The 13,973-nt window shown below is 61.6% G+C and carries 14 protein-coding genes; 8 read left to right on the forward strand and 6 right to left on the reverse strand.

Annotated elements, in window-relative coordinates; genetic code table 11:
• Position 1: 1 nt before the first annotated feature.
• The 4 genes from ugpE to VSX56_RS00795 all read right to left on the reverse strand — a co-directional run bounded on the left by ugpE (position 2) and on the right by VSX56_RS00795 (position 5,503).
• Positions 2-850, reverse strand: a complete 849-nt coding sequence (gene ugpE, locus VSX56_RS00780; RefSeq protein WP_350934138.1) for a sn-glycerol-3-phosphate ABC transporter permease UgpE — start codon at positions 848-850, stop codon at positions 2-4.
• 1 nt (position 851) lies between these two features.
• Positions 852-1,736, reverse strand: a complete 885-nt coding sequence (ugpA, locus tag VSX56_RS00785) for a sn-glycerol-3-phosphate ABC transporter permease UgpA (RefSeq protein ID WP_350934142.1) — start codon at positions 1,734-1,736, stop codon at positions 852-854.
• A 67-nt stretch (positions 1,737-1,803) separates the two neighbouring features.
• On the reverse strand, positions 1,804-3,120 hold the full coding sequence (gene ugpB / locus VSX56_RS00790; RefSeq protein WP_350934144.1) for a sn-glycerol-3-phosphate ABC transporter substrate-binding protein UgpB: 1,317 nt from the start codon (positions 3,118-3,120) through the stop codon (positions 1,804-1,806).
• Between the two features lie 193 nt (positions 3,121-3,313).
• Positions 3,314-5,503 (reverse strand): NADP-dependent isocitrate dehydrogenase, encoded by a 2,190-nt coding sequence (locus VSX56_RS00795; protein ID WP_350934146.1) that lies wholly within the window; start codon positions 5,501-5,503, stop codon positions 3,314-3,316.
• A gap of 375 nt (positions 5,504-5,878) precedes the next feature.
• Between VSX56_RS00795 and VSX56_RS00800 the strand changes: the two genes are divergently transcribed.
• Entirely contained in the window at positions 5,879-6,394 is a 516-nt protein-coding gene (locus VSX56_RS00800; RefSeq protein WP_350934148.1) for a TetR/AcrR family transcriptional regulator, read from the forward strand.
• 204 nt (positions 6,395-6,598) lie between these two features.
• Positions 6,599-7,774 carry an ROK family transcriptional regulator gene (locus VSX56_RS00805; protein WP_350934151.1) on the forward strand — a complete coding sequence of 392 codons (1,176 nt, stop codon included), beginning with the start codon at positions 6,599-6,601 and terminating at the stop codon, positions 7,772-7,774.
• A gap of 12 nt (positions 7,775-7,786) precedes the next feature.
• On the opposite strand, the gene VSX56_RS00810 is transcribed toward VSX56_RS00805, so the two are convergent.
• Positions 7,787-8,623: an alpha/beta hydrolase gene (locus tag VSX56_RS00810; protein ID WP_350934153.1), complete on the reverse strand. Its 837-nt coding sequence runs from the start codon at positions 8,621-8,623 to the stop codon at positions 7,787-7,789.
• Positions 8,624-8,867: 244 nt separating this feature from the next.
• Between VSX56_RS00810 and VSX56_RS00815 the strand changes: the two genes are divergently transcribed.
• The 6 genes from VSX56_RS00815 to VSX56_RS00840 all read left to right on the forward strand — a co-directional run bounded on the left by VSX56_RS00815 (position 8,868) and on the right by VSX56_RS00840 (position 12,505).
• Entirely contained in the window at positions 8,868-9,239 is a 372-nt protein-coding gene (locus VSX56_RS00815) for an SUF system Fe-S cluster assembly protein (RefSeq protein ID WP_339112409.1), read from the forward strand.
• A 60-nt stretch (positions 9,240-9,299) separates the two neighbouring features.
• A complete protein-coding gene (locus VSX56_RS00820; protein WP_339112408.1) occupies positions 9,300-9,884 on the forward strand; it encodes a MarR family transcriptional regulator in 585 nt (194 codons plus the stop codon).
• Complete coding sequence (locus VSX56_RS00825; RefSeq protein ID WP_350934156.1) at positions 9,881-10,660, forward strand: DUF3307 domain-containing protein; 780 nt, start codon at positions 9,881-9,883, stop codon at positions 10,658-10,660. Before VSX56_RS00820 ends, VSX56_RS00825 begins: the two co-directional genes overlap by 4 nt.
• Before the next feature lie 27 nt (positions 10,661-10,687).
• The gene (locus VSX56_RS00830; protein ID WP_339112406.1) at positions 10,688-11,092 is read left to right on the forward strand and encodes a HesB/IscA family protein; all 405 of its coding nucleotides are present in this window, start codon (positions 10,688-10,690) and stop codon (positions 11,090-11,092) included.
• Positions 11,093-11,184: 92 nt separating this feature from the next.
• Positions 11,185-11,925: a triose-phosphate isomerase gene (gene tpiA, locus VSX56_RS00835; RefSeq protein WP_350934159.1), complete on the forward strand. Its 741-nt coding sequence runs from the start codon at positions 11,185-11,187 to the stop codon at positions 11,923-11,925.
• Between the two features lie 124 nt (positions 11,926-12,049).
• Positions 12,050-12,505, forward strand: coding sequence for a heme-degrading domain-containing protein (locus tag VSX56_RS00840; protein WP_350934161.1), 456 nt, complete (start codon positions 12,050-12,052; stop codon positions 12,503-12,505).
• Between the two features lie 72 nt (positions 12,506-12,577).
• On the opposite strand, the gene VSX56_RS00845 is transcribed toward VSX56_RS00840, so the two are convergent.
• Positions 12,578-13,969 carry a TRAP transporter large permease gene (locus VSX56_RS00845; protein ID WP_339112403.1) on the reverse strand — a complete coding sequence of 464 codons (1,392 nt, stop codon included), beginning with the start codon at positions 13,967-13,969 and terminating at the stop codon, positions 12,578-12,580.
• Between the last annotated feature and the right edge of the window lie 4 nt (positions 13,970-13,973).

Consider the following 13,973-nt stretch of genomic DNA (forward strand, 5'->3'; position numbering starts at 1 on the left):
GTTATTTCTCCGTCTCGACAAGCCCTTTGACAAAGAGCTTCTGCATTGCGATCACCACGATCACGGGGGGCAGCATGGCCAGCACGACAGTCGCCATGACCTCGTTCCAGCGCGGGATATCATCGACGACCGAAGCCATCCGTTTGATCCCCATGACAATGGTGTAATAGCGCTCGTCGGTGGTGACGATCAGCGGCCAGAGATACTGGTTCCAGCCATAGATGAACAAAATCACCGAAAGCGCCGCGATATTGGTGCGCGACAGCGGCAGCGCATGATCCCAGAAGAATTTCAGCGGCCCCGCCCCGTCGATCCGCGCGGCCTCGGTCAGCTCGTCGGGCAGTGTCAGGAACACCTGCCGGAAGAGGAAGGTCGCCGTGGCCGAGGCGATGAGCGGGATGGACAGCCCCGCATAGGAATTGAGGAGCCCCAGATTGGCCACCACCTCGAAGGTCGGCACGATCCGCACCTCGACGGGCAGCATCAGCGTGATGAAGATCATCCAGAAGGCCAACTGCCGGCCCGGAAAGCGGAAATAGCAGATGGCGAAGGCCGAGGTGATCGAGATCGCGATCTTGCCGATGGTGATGGTCAGCGCCATCACAAGGCTGTTGAACAGCATATACCCCAGCGGCGGCGTGCCCGAGGTCGAGACCCCCTGACCCAGCATGGTGAGATAGGATCTGATCCCCTCGGAGCCGAACCACAAGGGCACGGTGCCCGACACGAAACTCGAGGTCGGATGGGTGGAGGCCACAAGCGCAAGCCACACGGGCAGCGCCACGGCCGCCACACCGAGGATCAGGATGACATGCGACAGGATTGTCAGAAGCGGTCTGTTCTCGACCATCTCAATACTCCACCTTACGTTCAATATAGCGGAACTGGATCACGGTCAGCGCGATGACGATGCCCATCAGCACCACCGATTGCGCCGCCGACGCCCCCATGTTGAGCCCCACGAACCCGTCCTGATAGACCTTGTAGACAAGGATATTGGTGGCTTGCGCCGGTCCGCCCGCGGTCGCCGCATCGATCACGGCAAAGGTGTCGAACATCGTATAGGTGATGTTGATGACCAACAGGAAGAAGGTCGTGGGCGACAGAAGAGGGAAGACCACGCTCCAGAAGCGTCGCACGGGGCCTGCGCCATCAATGGCCGCCGCCTCGCGCAATGAGGCTGGAATGGCCTGCAACCCCGCCACGAAGAACAGGAAATTATAGCTGATCTGTTTCCAGCTCGCCGCCAGCACCACAAGAATCATCGCATCACTTGCATAGGTCGACTGGTTCCAGTCATAGCCCAACTGGCGCAGTGCATAGGACATAATGCCAATGGTCGGGTTGAACATGAACCACCACAGAACCCCTGCCACCGCAGGTGCCACCGCATAGGGCCAAACCAGAAACGTGGTATAGGCACGGTTGGCGCGGATCACGCGGTCCACACAGGCGGCAAACACCAGCCCCGCCCCCATCGACACGCCCGCCACCAGCACCGAGAACACCGCCGTGACCTTGAAGGAGTTCAGATAGCTCGGATCCTCAAACAGCGCGATATAGTTTTCGAGCCCCACGAATTGCGTGGAAAACCCGAACGCATCCTGCCGCAGGAAGCTCTGCCACATGGCCTGACCCGCAGGCCAGAGGAAGAAGATCACGGTGATCACCAGCTGCGGGGCAAGGAGCAGATAGGGCAGCCCTTTTGAGCGGAAGATCGTCTTTTTGGTCTGCATCGTCAGATCCTGTCAAACGGCACGAAGGCCCGCCGGATGCGCGGGCCTTCGCGGACTGTGTCAGCCGTTACTGGTTGGCTTTCTCGAACTCGCGCAGGAGCTTGTTGCCGCGCTCGTCAACCGACTGCAGGGCCTCCATCGCGGTTTTCTTGCCGCCCAGAAGCGCCTCGAATTCCTCATCGATGATCGAGCGGATCTGGACGTAATTGCCAAAGCGCAGACCTTTGGAATTCTCGGTAGGAATGTTCAGCGTGATCTGCTTGATCGCCACATCCGCGCCGGGGTTCTGCTCGTAATAGCCCTGCTCCTGGCTGAGCGAATAGGCCGCTTTGGTGATCGGCAGATAGCCCGAGAACTGGTGCCAGTCGGCCTGAACTTCCGGCGAGGAGAGATAGGTGAAGAAATCGGCCACACCCTTATATTCCTCTTTCGAGTGGCCCTGCAGGACCCAGAGCGTCGCGCCGCCGATGATCGAGTTCTGCGGTGCACCCTCGACATCATCGTAATAGGGCAGCATGCCGACGCCGACATCGAATTTGGAATTGGCCATCAGACCCGCGCGCGAGCCCGAGGAGTTCATGACCATCGCACAGGTGCCCGACTGGAAGGCGGGGTTTGCGTCATCGCCACCGCCCGGACCGGCATAGCGGTAAAGACCCTCTTTCTGCCATTTGGCCAGATTGCCCCAGTGACGCGCACGCAGGTCATCAGCCAGCGTCAGCTCGGCACCAAGCCCGCCGAAACCGTTCTCCATCGTGCCGATGGGCAGATTGTGCCATGCCGAGAAATTCTCGGTCTGCGCCCATGAGATCCATGCACTGGTGAAACCGCACTCCGCCGCGCCCGACTCGACGATCTTCTTGGAGAAGGCTTCCATATCGGCCCAGGTCTTGGGCGGCGTGTTCGGGTCGAGACCCGCTTTGGCAAACTCGTCCTTGTTGTAATAGAGGACGGGGGTCGAGGAGTTGAAGGGCATCGAGAGCATATTGCCATCGGTGTCGGTGTAATAGCCCGCGACCGCCGGAAGATAGGCATCAGGGTCGAAATCGGCGCCCGCATCCTTCATCAGCTGGTAGACCGGATAGACCGCGCCCTTGGCCGCCATCATCGTGCCGGTGCCCACCTCGAAGACCTGCACGATATCGGGCTGCTGCTTGGCGCGGAACGCGGCGATCGCCGCAGTCATCGTTTCGGTATAGGTGCCTTTATAGGTCGGAATGACTTCATATTCATCCTGGCTGGCGTTGTAATCGGCCACGATCTCTTCGAGCTTCTGGCCCAGCTCGCCGCCCATCGCATGCCACCAGGTGACCTGCGTCTTGGCCGCCGCCATGGTTGCCGAGGCCGCCACAAGTGCGGTGCCCATCATCAACGTCTTCAACATCTTCTATCCCCTTCGTGAGGCTGTCGTGATCTGTTGAGCGAAGCGCTAAAGCGCCTATGTGACGTCTCCTTGCCATTTGTATTAAGGTTTTTTGACAAGCTGGCTCAGGGCAGGATTTGCGCTATCTGAAGTGGTCCGGCATAAAAAAGGGGGCTTCGAGCCCCCTTTTTCCGTATCATTCAACGCCGTTGGATCAGCCGATGATCGCGTTCAGCGTGGCCGAGGGACGCATTACCGCTGCGACCTTGGCGGGATCGGCGTGGTAGTAGCCACCCAGATCCACAGCCTTGCCCTCTGCCGCTTTCAGCTCGCCGAGGATCGCATCCTCGCCGTCCACAAGTGCCTTGGCGATGGGGGCGAAATGCGCCTTCAGCTCGGCATCCTCGTCCTGGGCTGCCATCGCCACGGCCCAGTAACGGGCAAACCAGTAATGCGACGAACGGTTATCGGGCTGGCCGACCTTGCGCTCGGGCGAGCGGTTGTCCTCGAGCACCTTCTGGGTCGCATCCTCGACCGCTGCCGCCAGAACGCCTGCCTTCGCATTGCCCTTCTCGGCCAGGAACTTGAAGCTCTCGCCAAGCGCGCAGAACTCGCCAAGGCTGTCCCAGCGCAGGTGGTTCTCTTCGACCAGCTGCTGGACGTGTTTGGGGGCCGAGCCACCTGCACCGGTCTCGAACAGACCGCCGCCCTGCATCAGCGACACGATCGAGAGCATCTTGGCCGAGGTGCCCAGCTCGAGGATCGGGAAGAGGTCGGTCAGGTAGTCGCGCAGCACGTTGCCGGTAATGGTGACCACGTCATTGCCCTTGCGCATCTCGACGAAGGTAAAGCGGGTAGCTTCGCGCGGCGCCATGATCGGGATCTCGATACCGGCCTCTTTCAGCGCGGGTTCGACATATTTGATCAGCTCGGCGTCATGGGCGCGGTTGGCATCGAGCCAGAAGGCCGCAAGGCCGGTGGCCTTGGTGCGGCGGATCGCCAGACGGATCCAGTCCTCGATCGGCGCTTTCTTGACCGTGGCCGAGCGCCAGATATCGCCTGCTTCGACAGTGTGCGAATGCAGCACGGTGCCATTGTCCAGAACGATCTCGACCTTGCCATTGGCTGCGATCTCGAAGGTGGTCGGGTGCGAGCCGTATTCTTCGGCTTTCTGCGCCATCAGACCCACGTTGGAGACCGCGCCACAGGTGGTCACGTCCAGCTTGCCGGTCTCCTTGAAGTAATTGATCGTCTCGTCATAGACGCCGGCATAGGAGTTATCCGGAATGCAGCATTTGGTGTCGGCAGCTTTGCCATCCGGACCCCAGCCGATACCGCCTGCGCGGATCACGGCGGGCATCGACGCGTCGATGATCACATCCGAAGGAACGTGCAGGTTGGTGATACCCTTGTCGGAATTGACCATATACATCGGCGGCTTGGCGGCCAGCGCTGCCTTCAGGTCCGCTTCCAGCTCGGCATTGCCCTTGATGCGGGCTTCCAGATCACCGATGCCGCCATTGGGATTGAAGCCCAATGCCTTCACGGTCTCGCCATGCTTGGCAAGGAAGTCTTCCAGATAGACCGACACGAAATGGCCGAAGATGATCGGGTCGGAGACCTTCATCATCGTGGCTTTGAGATGGACAGAGAACAGCACGCCCGGCTCCATGCTCTCGATCTCGGCTTTGACAAACGCATTGAGCGCCTTGGCCGAGAGGAAGGTCGCATCGACGATCTCGCCGGCCTGATATTTCAGACCCGATTTCAGAACGGTCTCGGTGCCGTCTTCGGCGGTGAAGACGATCTTCGCGCCAGTGGCGTCCGACAGAGTCGCCGACTTTTCATTGGCAAAGAAGTCATTGCCCGACATCGAGGCCACGGTGGTCTTGCTGTCTTTCGACCATTCGCCCATCGAATGCGGGTGCTGCATGGCGTAGTTCTTGACCGCTTTGGCCGAGCGACGGTCCGAGTTGCCCTCGCGCAGGACGGGGTTCACCGCCGAGCCCTTGATGGTGTCGTAGCGCGCACGCACGTCCTTTTCCTCGTCGGTCGAGGGCTCGTAGGGATAGTCGGGCAGTTTGTAGCCCTGCGCCTGTAATTCCTTGATCGCGGCGGTCAGCTGCGGCACCGAAGCCGAGATGTTCGGCAGCTTGATGACATTCGCCTCGGGCGTCTTCACCAGCTCGCCCAGTTCGGCCAGATCATCGGTGATCTTCTGATCATCGGTCAGGTAATCGGGGAAGGTCGCCAGAATACGGCCCGCAAGCGAGATATCGCGCGTCTCAACACCCAGACCTGCTGCACCTGCAAAGGCGCTCACGATCGGCAGAAGCGAGCCCGACGCCAGCTGGGGCGCTTCGTCAACAATGGTGTAGATGATATCGGGGGTCTTGTTTGCCATGAAGAACGGTCTCCGAGCTGGTCTTGGGCAGATGCCCGTTGGGAAAGAGTTGTGCGCAGACTGGACCCGCCGCGCATGATTTGCAAACGGGTAACCCGCGTCCGTCGCCAAGTCAATGTGTGCAACCGTATACCACGCTCCTTGCTGCAAGGAACCGGTGCCAAAATAACTCTAGGGCAACAATTTACCCGCCCTTAAAGAATGACGCGTGGACAACGTGTTATGAGACCGCTACGGTCGCATGAACCCGATATTCCACCCTCTCTATTGCCAGAGGCCCGATATATATCCCCACGGGTGTATCGTGATGCTGGCACTCAAGGTCCGATGATCAAAACTGTCACCTCCCCAGCCTCCTCAACGACCCGCGATCGTATGATCGAGGTTGCGCATGATCATTTCTCAGCGCGCAGCTTTGATGCGTGCAATCTGCGCGACATTGCCGCCGATGTGGGGGTCGATGTCGCCTATCTGCACCGTTCACAGGGCGGCAAGCAAAAGCTGTTCCAGGCCGTGATCGACCGCGCCCTCGAGATGTGCTTCGAGGATGCCAAGCGCTGCTCGACCTTCACGCGCTTCATCATCGAACGTATCCGTAATGGCGATCTGCGCACGCTGAATTACGGCCCGCTCCCGATCATCAGCCAGTCTCTGGCCTGCGAGGCCGTAAAGCCGCAGATCCAGGACGCGGTACAGAGGCTTTTCGTCGATCCGCTCATCGCCGAACATGGCGAGAAGTTCCGTGTGGAGATCGTGGCGGTCTCGATGCTGTTTCTGGGCATGAAAATCTCCTCGCCCGTTCTTCCGACCGCGCTCCTGTCGGAAGAACAGCAGACGCTGCTCGACGAGATCGCGGTGGGCATGCTGGCGGCGCTGCTCGGCGGCGAGTAAGCGCCCGCCGCGACGTCACCCCCGAAATCGGCGGTTTGTGGCAAAAGCACCGGCCACTCTCTCGACCATTCGTCGAAACTACGCTAGTATCCCGATCTGACTGGTCAGCTTTTTACATAAAAGCGCGCGGCCGCACCCTGCGACTGCGCATCCTACAGCCAACCATGTCAGCGATACGGATATCCGCCTTCAAGGAGAGCAATCATGGATGGTGGGGAATTTTCCTCGCAGCGGCTGGGCGTCAACCACACCGGTGTGCGTGCCCATAACGAGCGTCTCGTTCTCAGCCTCATCCATCGCGATGGTGCCCTGCCGGGTGCCGAGATTGCCAAACGGATCGATCTGTCCGCCCAGACGATCTCCACTATCCTGCGCCGCCTCGAAACGGACGGGTTCCTGCTGCGCGGCAAACCGCAGCGCGGACGCGTGGGCAAGCCCTCGCTGCCGATGGGCATCAATCCCGACGGTGCGATCAGCTTCGGGCTGAAGATCGGGCGCCGGACCTCGGATCTGGTGATGATGGCGCTGGACGGTCAGGTGCTTGCGCAAAGCCAATGCACTTACGAGCGCCCCACCCCACAGCTGATCCTCGACTATCTGAAAGAGGGTATCGCCTCGCTGTCGGGCGAGCTGCGTCCCGAACAGGTCGGGCGCCTTTGCGGCATCGGGATTACCGCGCCGCTGGATCTGTGGCGGGCCACCGAGAGCTGCGATATCGCGGGCAGGCATTTTCCCGAATGGCTGGGCTGCGATCTGGTCGAACGCGTGGCCGAGTTCAGCAAGCTGCCTGTCAGCCTGATCAATGACGGCACGGCCGCCTGCTGCGCCGAGCAATATTACGGGCGCGGGCGCGAGGTCAGCGACTTCGCCAATGTCTTTCTGGGATCCTATCTGACGGGCGGGATTTCGCTCAATGGCGCCGTGGTCGAAGGCAACCGCCATAACGCGGGCATGCTGGGCGCGCTGCGGGTGATGTCGATCGAGGGGCAGAGGACAACGCTGGCCGATGAGGCCTCGATCTTCCTGCTGGAGGCCGCGATCCGTGATGCGGGGATGGATGCGGCGGGAATGTGGCGGATGCCGCAGGACTGGACCCCCTATCAGTCGCTTCTGGAACCGTGGCTCGACCGTAGCGCCAGGGCGATTGCACAAGCCGCCCGCGAAGCCTGTGCAGTGGTCGATTTTCAGGCATTGGTGATTGACGGGGCCTTCCCCGAACCGGTTCGGGCACAGCTGGTTGCCAAGGTGCGCGAGACATTGGCGGCGCTCGAGATGAACGGCATCCTGCCTCCCGATGTGCTGGAAGCCAAGACAGGCCATAACGCGCGCGCCATTGGCGCTGCGGCCGCGCCGATCTTCTCGCTCTATTTCCTGAGCTGAGCGCACACGCCCTCAGGCCTGCCGCAGGAAACTCACCGCATCCGCATAGAACGGCGTGGCCGAGGCGCCATGCGACAACCCGTCATAGATCTTCAGTGGCACGCCCGCGCCTTCGGCCAGCTGGCGTGCCCGCCCCATCATGTCGCGCTCGCGGATCCGCGCCACGCGGTCGGCGGGCTGATGGGCGGCCTCGGCGGCATGTGCGGTCTCCTGCCCGCCAATGGTGATAAACAGCTTGCCCTCGCCCTTGGCCGCCCCCAAGAGCGCCTGCGGATCGGTCCAGATCGACGGGCTGCCCGCGGCGACATGCGAGAAGAGACCGGGCGCAAGGCGGCGCGCCTGCAGTGCAAAAGACCCGCCAAAGGAGTGGCCGCAGATCATCCGCTGCGCCGGATCGCAGGCAAAGCGCGTCTCTATCTCGGGCATCAGCACAGCCTTCATCCAGCCGAGAAGCCGCTCGACCCCCGCCCCGGTCAGATCCTGCGTGCGCCGCGCCATATCGACAAGATCACGCGCAGGCCAACCGATGGCCACCACCGCCACGGGGGCTGCGTCCGCCCGCGCGGGGTCCTGCCCGCGCAGCCGCACTGCATCGCGCAGGGTGCCGAAGCTCCAGCCTGCATCCAGCGCATAGATCACACCATATCCCCCCGCCGGTGCGGGCGCCTCGGGATAGGCAATGCGGATGACGAAATCGCCCATATCCGATGGCAGGCTAAGTTCTTCCGTTCCATCGAGCCGCACCTCCGCCTGTCCCTTCTCCGCCTTCGCGGATCTGCCCGCCAGAAGCAGCGGCAGCCCCGCCAGAAGCGGCAGCACCCGTCGGCGCAGCTTCAGGTCTTCTGTCATCTCTGCCCCCTGCCTTGCGAATATATCCCGACCGGCCTACCCTATCCTCGTGCGATCGGCCAGATACAGGTCCCTTTTTTGGCCAGCCCCGTTACCTGTTGGTCCCGTGCTCACGCCCCGTTGATGTCACAAAATCCCACCCCCACAGTCCATACCTCGCCTGTGTTCTCCTGCGCACTTTACGAAGCCCGCGCCAATCCCTATATCAATAATCAACTATTCGTATCCAATCCGGGAATTTCCTATGACGTCCGAAACACAGCAAGACGCACCGATGGAAGGCGCTCCCTTGATCAAGCCCTCCACGATCGACCATCCGATGTATGATTCGGTGGTTGCCGCGTGCCGGACCGTGTTTGATCCGGAAATTCCGGTGAATATCTACGATCTGGGTCTCATCTATACGATCGAGATCAGCGACGAGGATGATGTGCAGATCATCATGACCCTCACCGCTCCCGGCTGCCCTGTGGCGGGCGAAATGCCCGGCTGGGTGCAGGATGCGGTCTCCTGCGTCGCCGGAATCAAATCCGTCGATGTCGAGATGACCTTCGATCCGCAATGGGGCATGGATATGATGTCCGATGAGGCGCGGCTCGAACTGGGCTTCATGTAACGGCCCTTTCGCAAGCCAGACCCCTTGCATTACGCCATAGGCAAGTCATAATGCTTGCCTATGGATCTCGCTATTCTCACAGGTGACCTCGTCGGTTCGACCGGCCTGCCCCCCGATCTCGTCGAGGCGGGGTTTTCGGCTATGACCGGCCTGCAAGGGCTCGGGCTGGCATGGTTCAACCGTCATCGCGGCGATGGCTGGCAGATGGCATTGGCACAGCCCGCCTATGACCTGCGGCTTGCGCTGATGGTCCGCGCCTGCCTTCGCGCGCTCGATCCACGGCTGGAGACGCGGATCGCGATTGCGCGGGGAACCGGTAACATTCCCGAAAACGGCGATCTGAACAGGGCACAAGGGCCGGGTTTTGTCGCCTCAGGGCGGCTTCTGGACCAGATGACGGGAGCGGAGATCCGCCATGCCTCGGGCGGGGCTTGGTCGGCGGCCACCTGCCTTGCCGATGCGCTCAGCCACGGCTGGACACAGAAACAGGCCGAAGCGATGTGCCCGATGCTCGCTCTGCCCGCGCCACCGCAACAAAGCGTGGCCGATCAGTTGGGCAAATCCCGTCAGGCCGTGGCGCAGGCCCTGCAAGGTGCGGGCTATAGCGCCATCTCCGGCGCCCTTACGCTATGGGAGGCGCCATGAGTGCCGAGAGCTTCTCCGCCCTGCTGCTGGCGCATCTGCTGGGGGATTTCATCTTCCAGCCGGCAAGGATGGCCCATGCCAAGGGGCAGCGCGGGATGCGCGCCCGACTGCCCGCGCTCATCGCCCATACCGGCGTGCATCTGCTGGTGCTCGGGATAATCCTGCCCGCGCCAGACGCGCTTGCGGCCCTTGGCCTGATCCTGCTGAGCCATTTCGTGATCGATCTGGCCAAGCCCGCTTTGCGTGGGCCTGCGCTACAGGTCTTCATGGCCGACCAGATGGCGCATCTGGCGGTGATCGTGGCCGTGGTGCTGGCCCTGCCCGATCTGTGGTCGCAAACGCTTTGGACGCAGCTCCAAAGCCCTTTGATCTCCTATCTGCCCACTATATTTGCCCTGATTGCTGGCGCAATCCTCACCATCCGCACGGGCGGCTTCGCCATTGGCGCCCTGATGCGCCCGCTGGCCGACCGCGCACCCGAAGGCGGCCTACCCAAGGGCGGCCAACTGATCGGCGTGCTCGAACGCGCCCTGATTTTTGTATTGATCCTCACGGCGCAGCCGCAGGGGATCGGCTTTCTGATTGCCGCCAAATCCATTCTTCGCTTCGAGGCAAAAGGCGGGCCGGACCATAATGCGGCCAATGAATATGTGATCATCGGCACGCTCGCCTCCTTCGGATGGGCCATTGCCTGTGCATATCTGACACTGGGCCTGTTGGCACATCTCGCGCCGATCGGCATTCCCGCCCTTGGAATTCCGGTGCCGAACCCCTAGATTGGGGGCTCATCCAAGGAGTCTCCCATGTTTGGCATTCCCGGACAGCCCGCTGTCACCATGACCCCCGCCGCCGTGAAGCATATTTCCAAGCTCATGAGCCGCGAGAACGCCGCCGGTTTCCGGATCGGCGTGAAGAAGGGTGGCTGCGCCGGTATGGAATATACGATGGAGGTCGCGCAGGAAGCGGGGCCGATGGATATGGTCATTGAGGAAGGCTCGGCGCGTGTGCTGATCGCGCCGACCGCGCAGATGTTCATGATCGGCACCGAGATCGATTACGAGAACGGCCTGCTCGAATCGGGCTTCAAATTCCGCAATCCCAACGTGGCCGAAGCCTGTGGCTGCGGCGAGTCGATCAAGTTCAAGGATATCGATGAACTGAGCGCCGAGGCCGCCCCCGCAGACGGCATCCCGCGCCTGAAAGGCTGAGCGATACCGCTAACATCTTCTCACCGGACCTCTTCCCCCTGCCCGCGCCCTGACATAGTCTGGGCGCGATTTGCATTCCCGAGGAGGACAACATGCGGAAACTAGCCGCCGGAAACTGGAAAATGAACGGGCTCGCGGCCAATCTGGCCGAGATCGAGACGCTGGTCGCAGAGCATGGCGATGCCGCCTGCGACGTGCTGATCTGCCCCCCCGCCACGCTTCTGGCCCCTATGGCCGCAACCGCTGCCGGCAAGATCGAACTCGGTGGTCAGGATTGCCACGCCAAGACCTCGGGCGCGCATACCGGCGATATCTCGGCGGCCATGCTGAAGGATGCCGGTGCCACCTCCGTTATTCTGGGCCATTCCGAGCGCCGCGCCGATCATGGCGAGAGCGACGCCGATGTCGCCGCCAAATCTCTGGCCGCCTATGAGGCGGGCCTTATTGCCGTGATCTGCATCGGCGAGACCGAGGCCGAGCGCGACGCCGGCACGACGCTGGATGTGACCGGCACCCAGCTTGCCGGATCGGTGCCCGATACCGCCACCGCCGCCAATACGGTTATCGCCTACGAACCGGTCTGGGCCATCGGCACGGGCCGCACCCCCACGCTCGAACAGATTGCCGAAGTGCATGATTTCATGCGCGACACGCTGGCCAAGCGTTTTGGCGAGGAGGCCAAAGGGATGCGCTTGCTTTATGGCGGCTCGGTCAAACCCTCGAATGCCACAGAGATCTTTGCGGTCTCGAATGTGGATGGCGCACTTGTGGGGGGCGCGAGCCTGAAGGCCGCCGATTTCGGCGCGATCATCTCGGCACTCTCGGCCACCTGAGCCCCCTGAATACCGCTGGCAGATGCGGGTCCGCCCGCGCCTGCCCCGCTCGCAATCGTCCGTCTCGGGATCACCCGACAGGCGCGCGGGCCTTTTCATGTTCATCACGCAAGGAGGAGTGCGGATGGAGTATACACTTGCCTCTCTGGCACAAGAGCAGTCAGAGCTTGGACTAAGCGTTTTCAATTACGATTTCATCTGGGATCTGGGCCAGCGCCTGCAGGCGCGCGCCAAGGCCGAGAAGGCGCCGGTAGCGATCACCATCAGCCATGGCACGGATCTGGTGTTCTGCACGGTGCTTGAAGGCGCGACGGTGCTGAACCTCGACTGGGCCGCGCGCAAACGGGCGGTGGCGCATCAGTTCCATCGCAGCTCGCTCTCGCTGAGGATCGAGGCCGAGGAGGAAGGCCATGATTTCAACAAGCGCTATCTCTTGCCCGACAGCCATTACTTCGCCACCGGTGGCGGCGTGCCGCTGATGGGGAAGAACGGCACCTATCTGGGCGCGGTCGCGGTCAGTGGCCTGCCCGATGTGGAAGATCACGGGATGATTGTCGAGACGCTGCGCGACATGCTCTAGGAACCCGCGAACCACAAAGTGAAAGCCGCCCCGAGGGGCGGCTTTCTTCGTGCGGGGAGGAGGAGGAAGGGCTTATTTGATGACCGTCTCGGGGCCCATGAAGGTGGTGGGCAGATAGGTCGAGAGCCACGGGATATAGGTGATCATGATCAGGAAGATGAACAGCACACCGAGGAAGGGAAGCGCTGCCTTCACCACCCGCATCATCGACATGCCTGCCACGCCGGAGGTCACGAAGAGGTTGAGGCCAACCGGCGGGGTGATCATGCCGATCTCCATATTCACCACCATGATGATGCCGAGGTGGATCGGGTCGACGCCCAGCTCCATGGCAATCGGGAAGACCAGCGGTGCCACGATCACGATGAGCCCCGAGGGTTCCATGAACTGTCCGCCGATCAGCAGGATCAGGTTGACGATCACGAGGAACATGATCTTGCCGAAGCCTGCCGAGAGCATCGCATTGGCGATCATCTGCGGGATCTGCTCGTCGGTCAGGACGTGTTTGAGGATCAGCGCATTGGCGATGATGAACATCAGGGTGATGGTCAGCTTGCCCGCCTCGAAAAGCGTCTTGCGGGTGTCCTTGTGCCACAGAGCCGTGACCAGCGCATAGGGGCGGCGCAGCAGGTTGGATTTGCGCTCCTCGCCATCATTGAGCGGGCCCATATCCTTGTAGATGAAATTCGCCACGATCCAGGCATAGATGGAGGCAACGGCTGCAGCCTCGGTCGGCGTGAAGATCGCGCCGGTGACGCCGGGGATGCCGTAGATACCCACCATGATGATGACGATCAGCATCAGGCCCCAGAAGGCGTCCTTGAAAGCGGAGCCGATCTCGCCCCAGCCCGCGAACTCGCCCTTGGGCATTTTGCGGATACGGGCGAAGATATAGATCGCGATCATCAGCATCAGGCCCGCGAGGATACCGGGGATGACGCCTGCGAGGAACATCCGGCCCACCGAGACCTCGACGGTCGAGGCATAGACCACCATCACGATCGAGGGCGGGATCAGGATGCCCAGCGTGCCCGCGTTGCAGATGACACCTGCGGCGAAGTCCTTGGTATAGCCCATCTGGTGCATCGCGGCGATAACGATGGAGCCGATTGCGACCACGGTTGCAGGCGACGAGCCCGACAGAGCCGCGAAGATCATGCAGGCAAACACCCCCGCAATGGCCAGACCGCCATGGAAATGGCCGACACAGGCGATGGCAAAGCGCACGATCCGTTTGGCGACGCCGCCGGTGGACATGAAGCTCGATGCGAGGATGAAGAAGGGGATCGCCAGCAGCGTGTAGTGACCGGCCATCGCCTGATAGAGAGATTGCGCCACGGAGGCCAGCGAGGTCTCCGAGAAGGCCAGCAGGAAGAGGATCGAGCTCAGGCCGAGGGAGACGGCGATCGGCACGCCCAGAAGCAGCAGGCCGATGATGACCGCAAAGAGCAGAATGACTTCCATAACG

The sequence above is a fragment of the Thioclava kandeliae genome (genome assembly GCF_040297545.1).
Taxonomy (GTDB): Bacteria; Pseudomonadota; Alphaproteobacteria; order Rhodobacterales; family Rhodobacteraceae; genus Thioclava; species Thioclava kandeliae.

Coding starts and splice junctions, on each gene's coding strand:
- ugpE (WP_350934138.1), bottom strand. CDS start 850: ATGGTCGAGAACAGACCGCTTCTGACAATCCTGTCGCATGTCATCCTG.
- ugpA (WP_350934142.1), bottom strand. CDS start 1,736: ATGCAGACCAAAAAGACGATCTTCCGCTCAAAAGGGCTGCCCTATCTG.
- ugpB (WP_350934144.1), bottom strand. CDS start 3,120: ATGTTGAAGACGTTGATGATGGGCACCGCACTTGTGGCGGCCTCGGCA.
- VSX56_RS00795 (WP_350934146.1), bottom strand. CDS start 5,503: ATGGCAAACAAGACCCCCGATATCATCTACACCATTGTTGACGAAGCG.
- VSX56_RS00800 (WP_350934148.1), top strand. CDS start 5,879: ATGATCGAGGTTGCGCATGATCATTTCTCAGCGCGCAGCTTTGATGCG.
- VSX56_RS00805 (WP_350934151.1), top strand. CDS start 6,599: ATGGATGGTGGGGAATTTTCCTCGCAGCGGCTGGGCGTCAACCACACC.
- VSX56_RS00810 (WP_350934153.1), bottom strand. CDS start 8,623: ATGACAGAAGACCTGAAGCTGCGCCGACGGGTGCTGCCGCTTCTGGCG.
- VSX56_RS00815 (WP_339112409.1), top strand. CDS start 8,868: ATGACGTCCGAAACACAGCAAGACGCACCGATGGAAGGCGCTCCCTTG.
- VSX56_RS00820 (WP_339112408.1), top strand. CDS start 9,300: ATGGATCTCGCTATTCTCACAGGTGACCTCGTCGGTTCGACCGGCCTG.
- VSX56_RS00825 (WP_350934156.1), top strand. CDS start 9,881: ATGAGTGCCGAGAGCTTCTCCGCCCTGCTGCTGGCGCATCTGCTGGGG.
- VSX56_RS00830 (WP_339112406.1), top strand. CDS start 10,688: ATGTTTGGCATTCCCGGACAGCCCGCTGTCACCATGACCCCCGCCGCC.
- tpiA (WP_350934159.1), top strand. CDS start 11,185: ATGCGGAAACTAGCCGCCGGAAACTGGAAAATGAACGGGCTCGCGGCC.
- VSX56_RS00840 (WP_350934161.1), top strand. CDS start 12,050: ATGGAGTATACACTTGCCTCTCTGGCACAAGAGCAGTCAGAGCTTGGA.
- VSX56_RS00845 (WP_339112403.1), bottom strand. CDS start 13,969: ATGGAAGTCATTCTGCTCTTTGCGGTCATCATCGGCCTGCTGCTTCTG.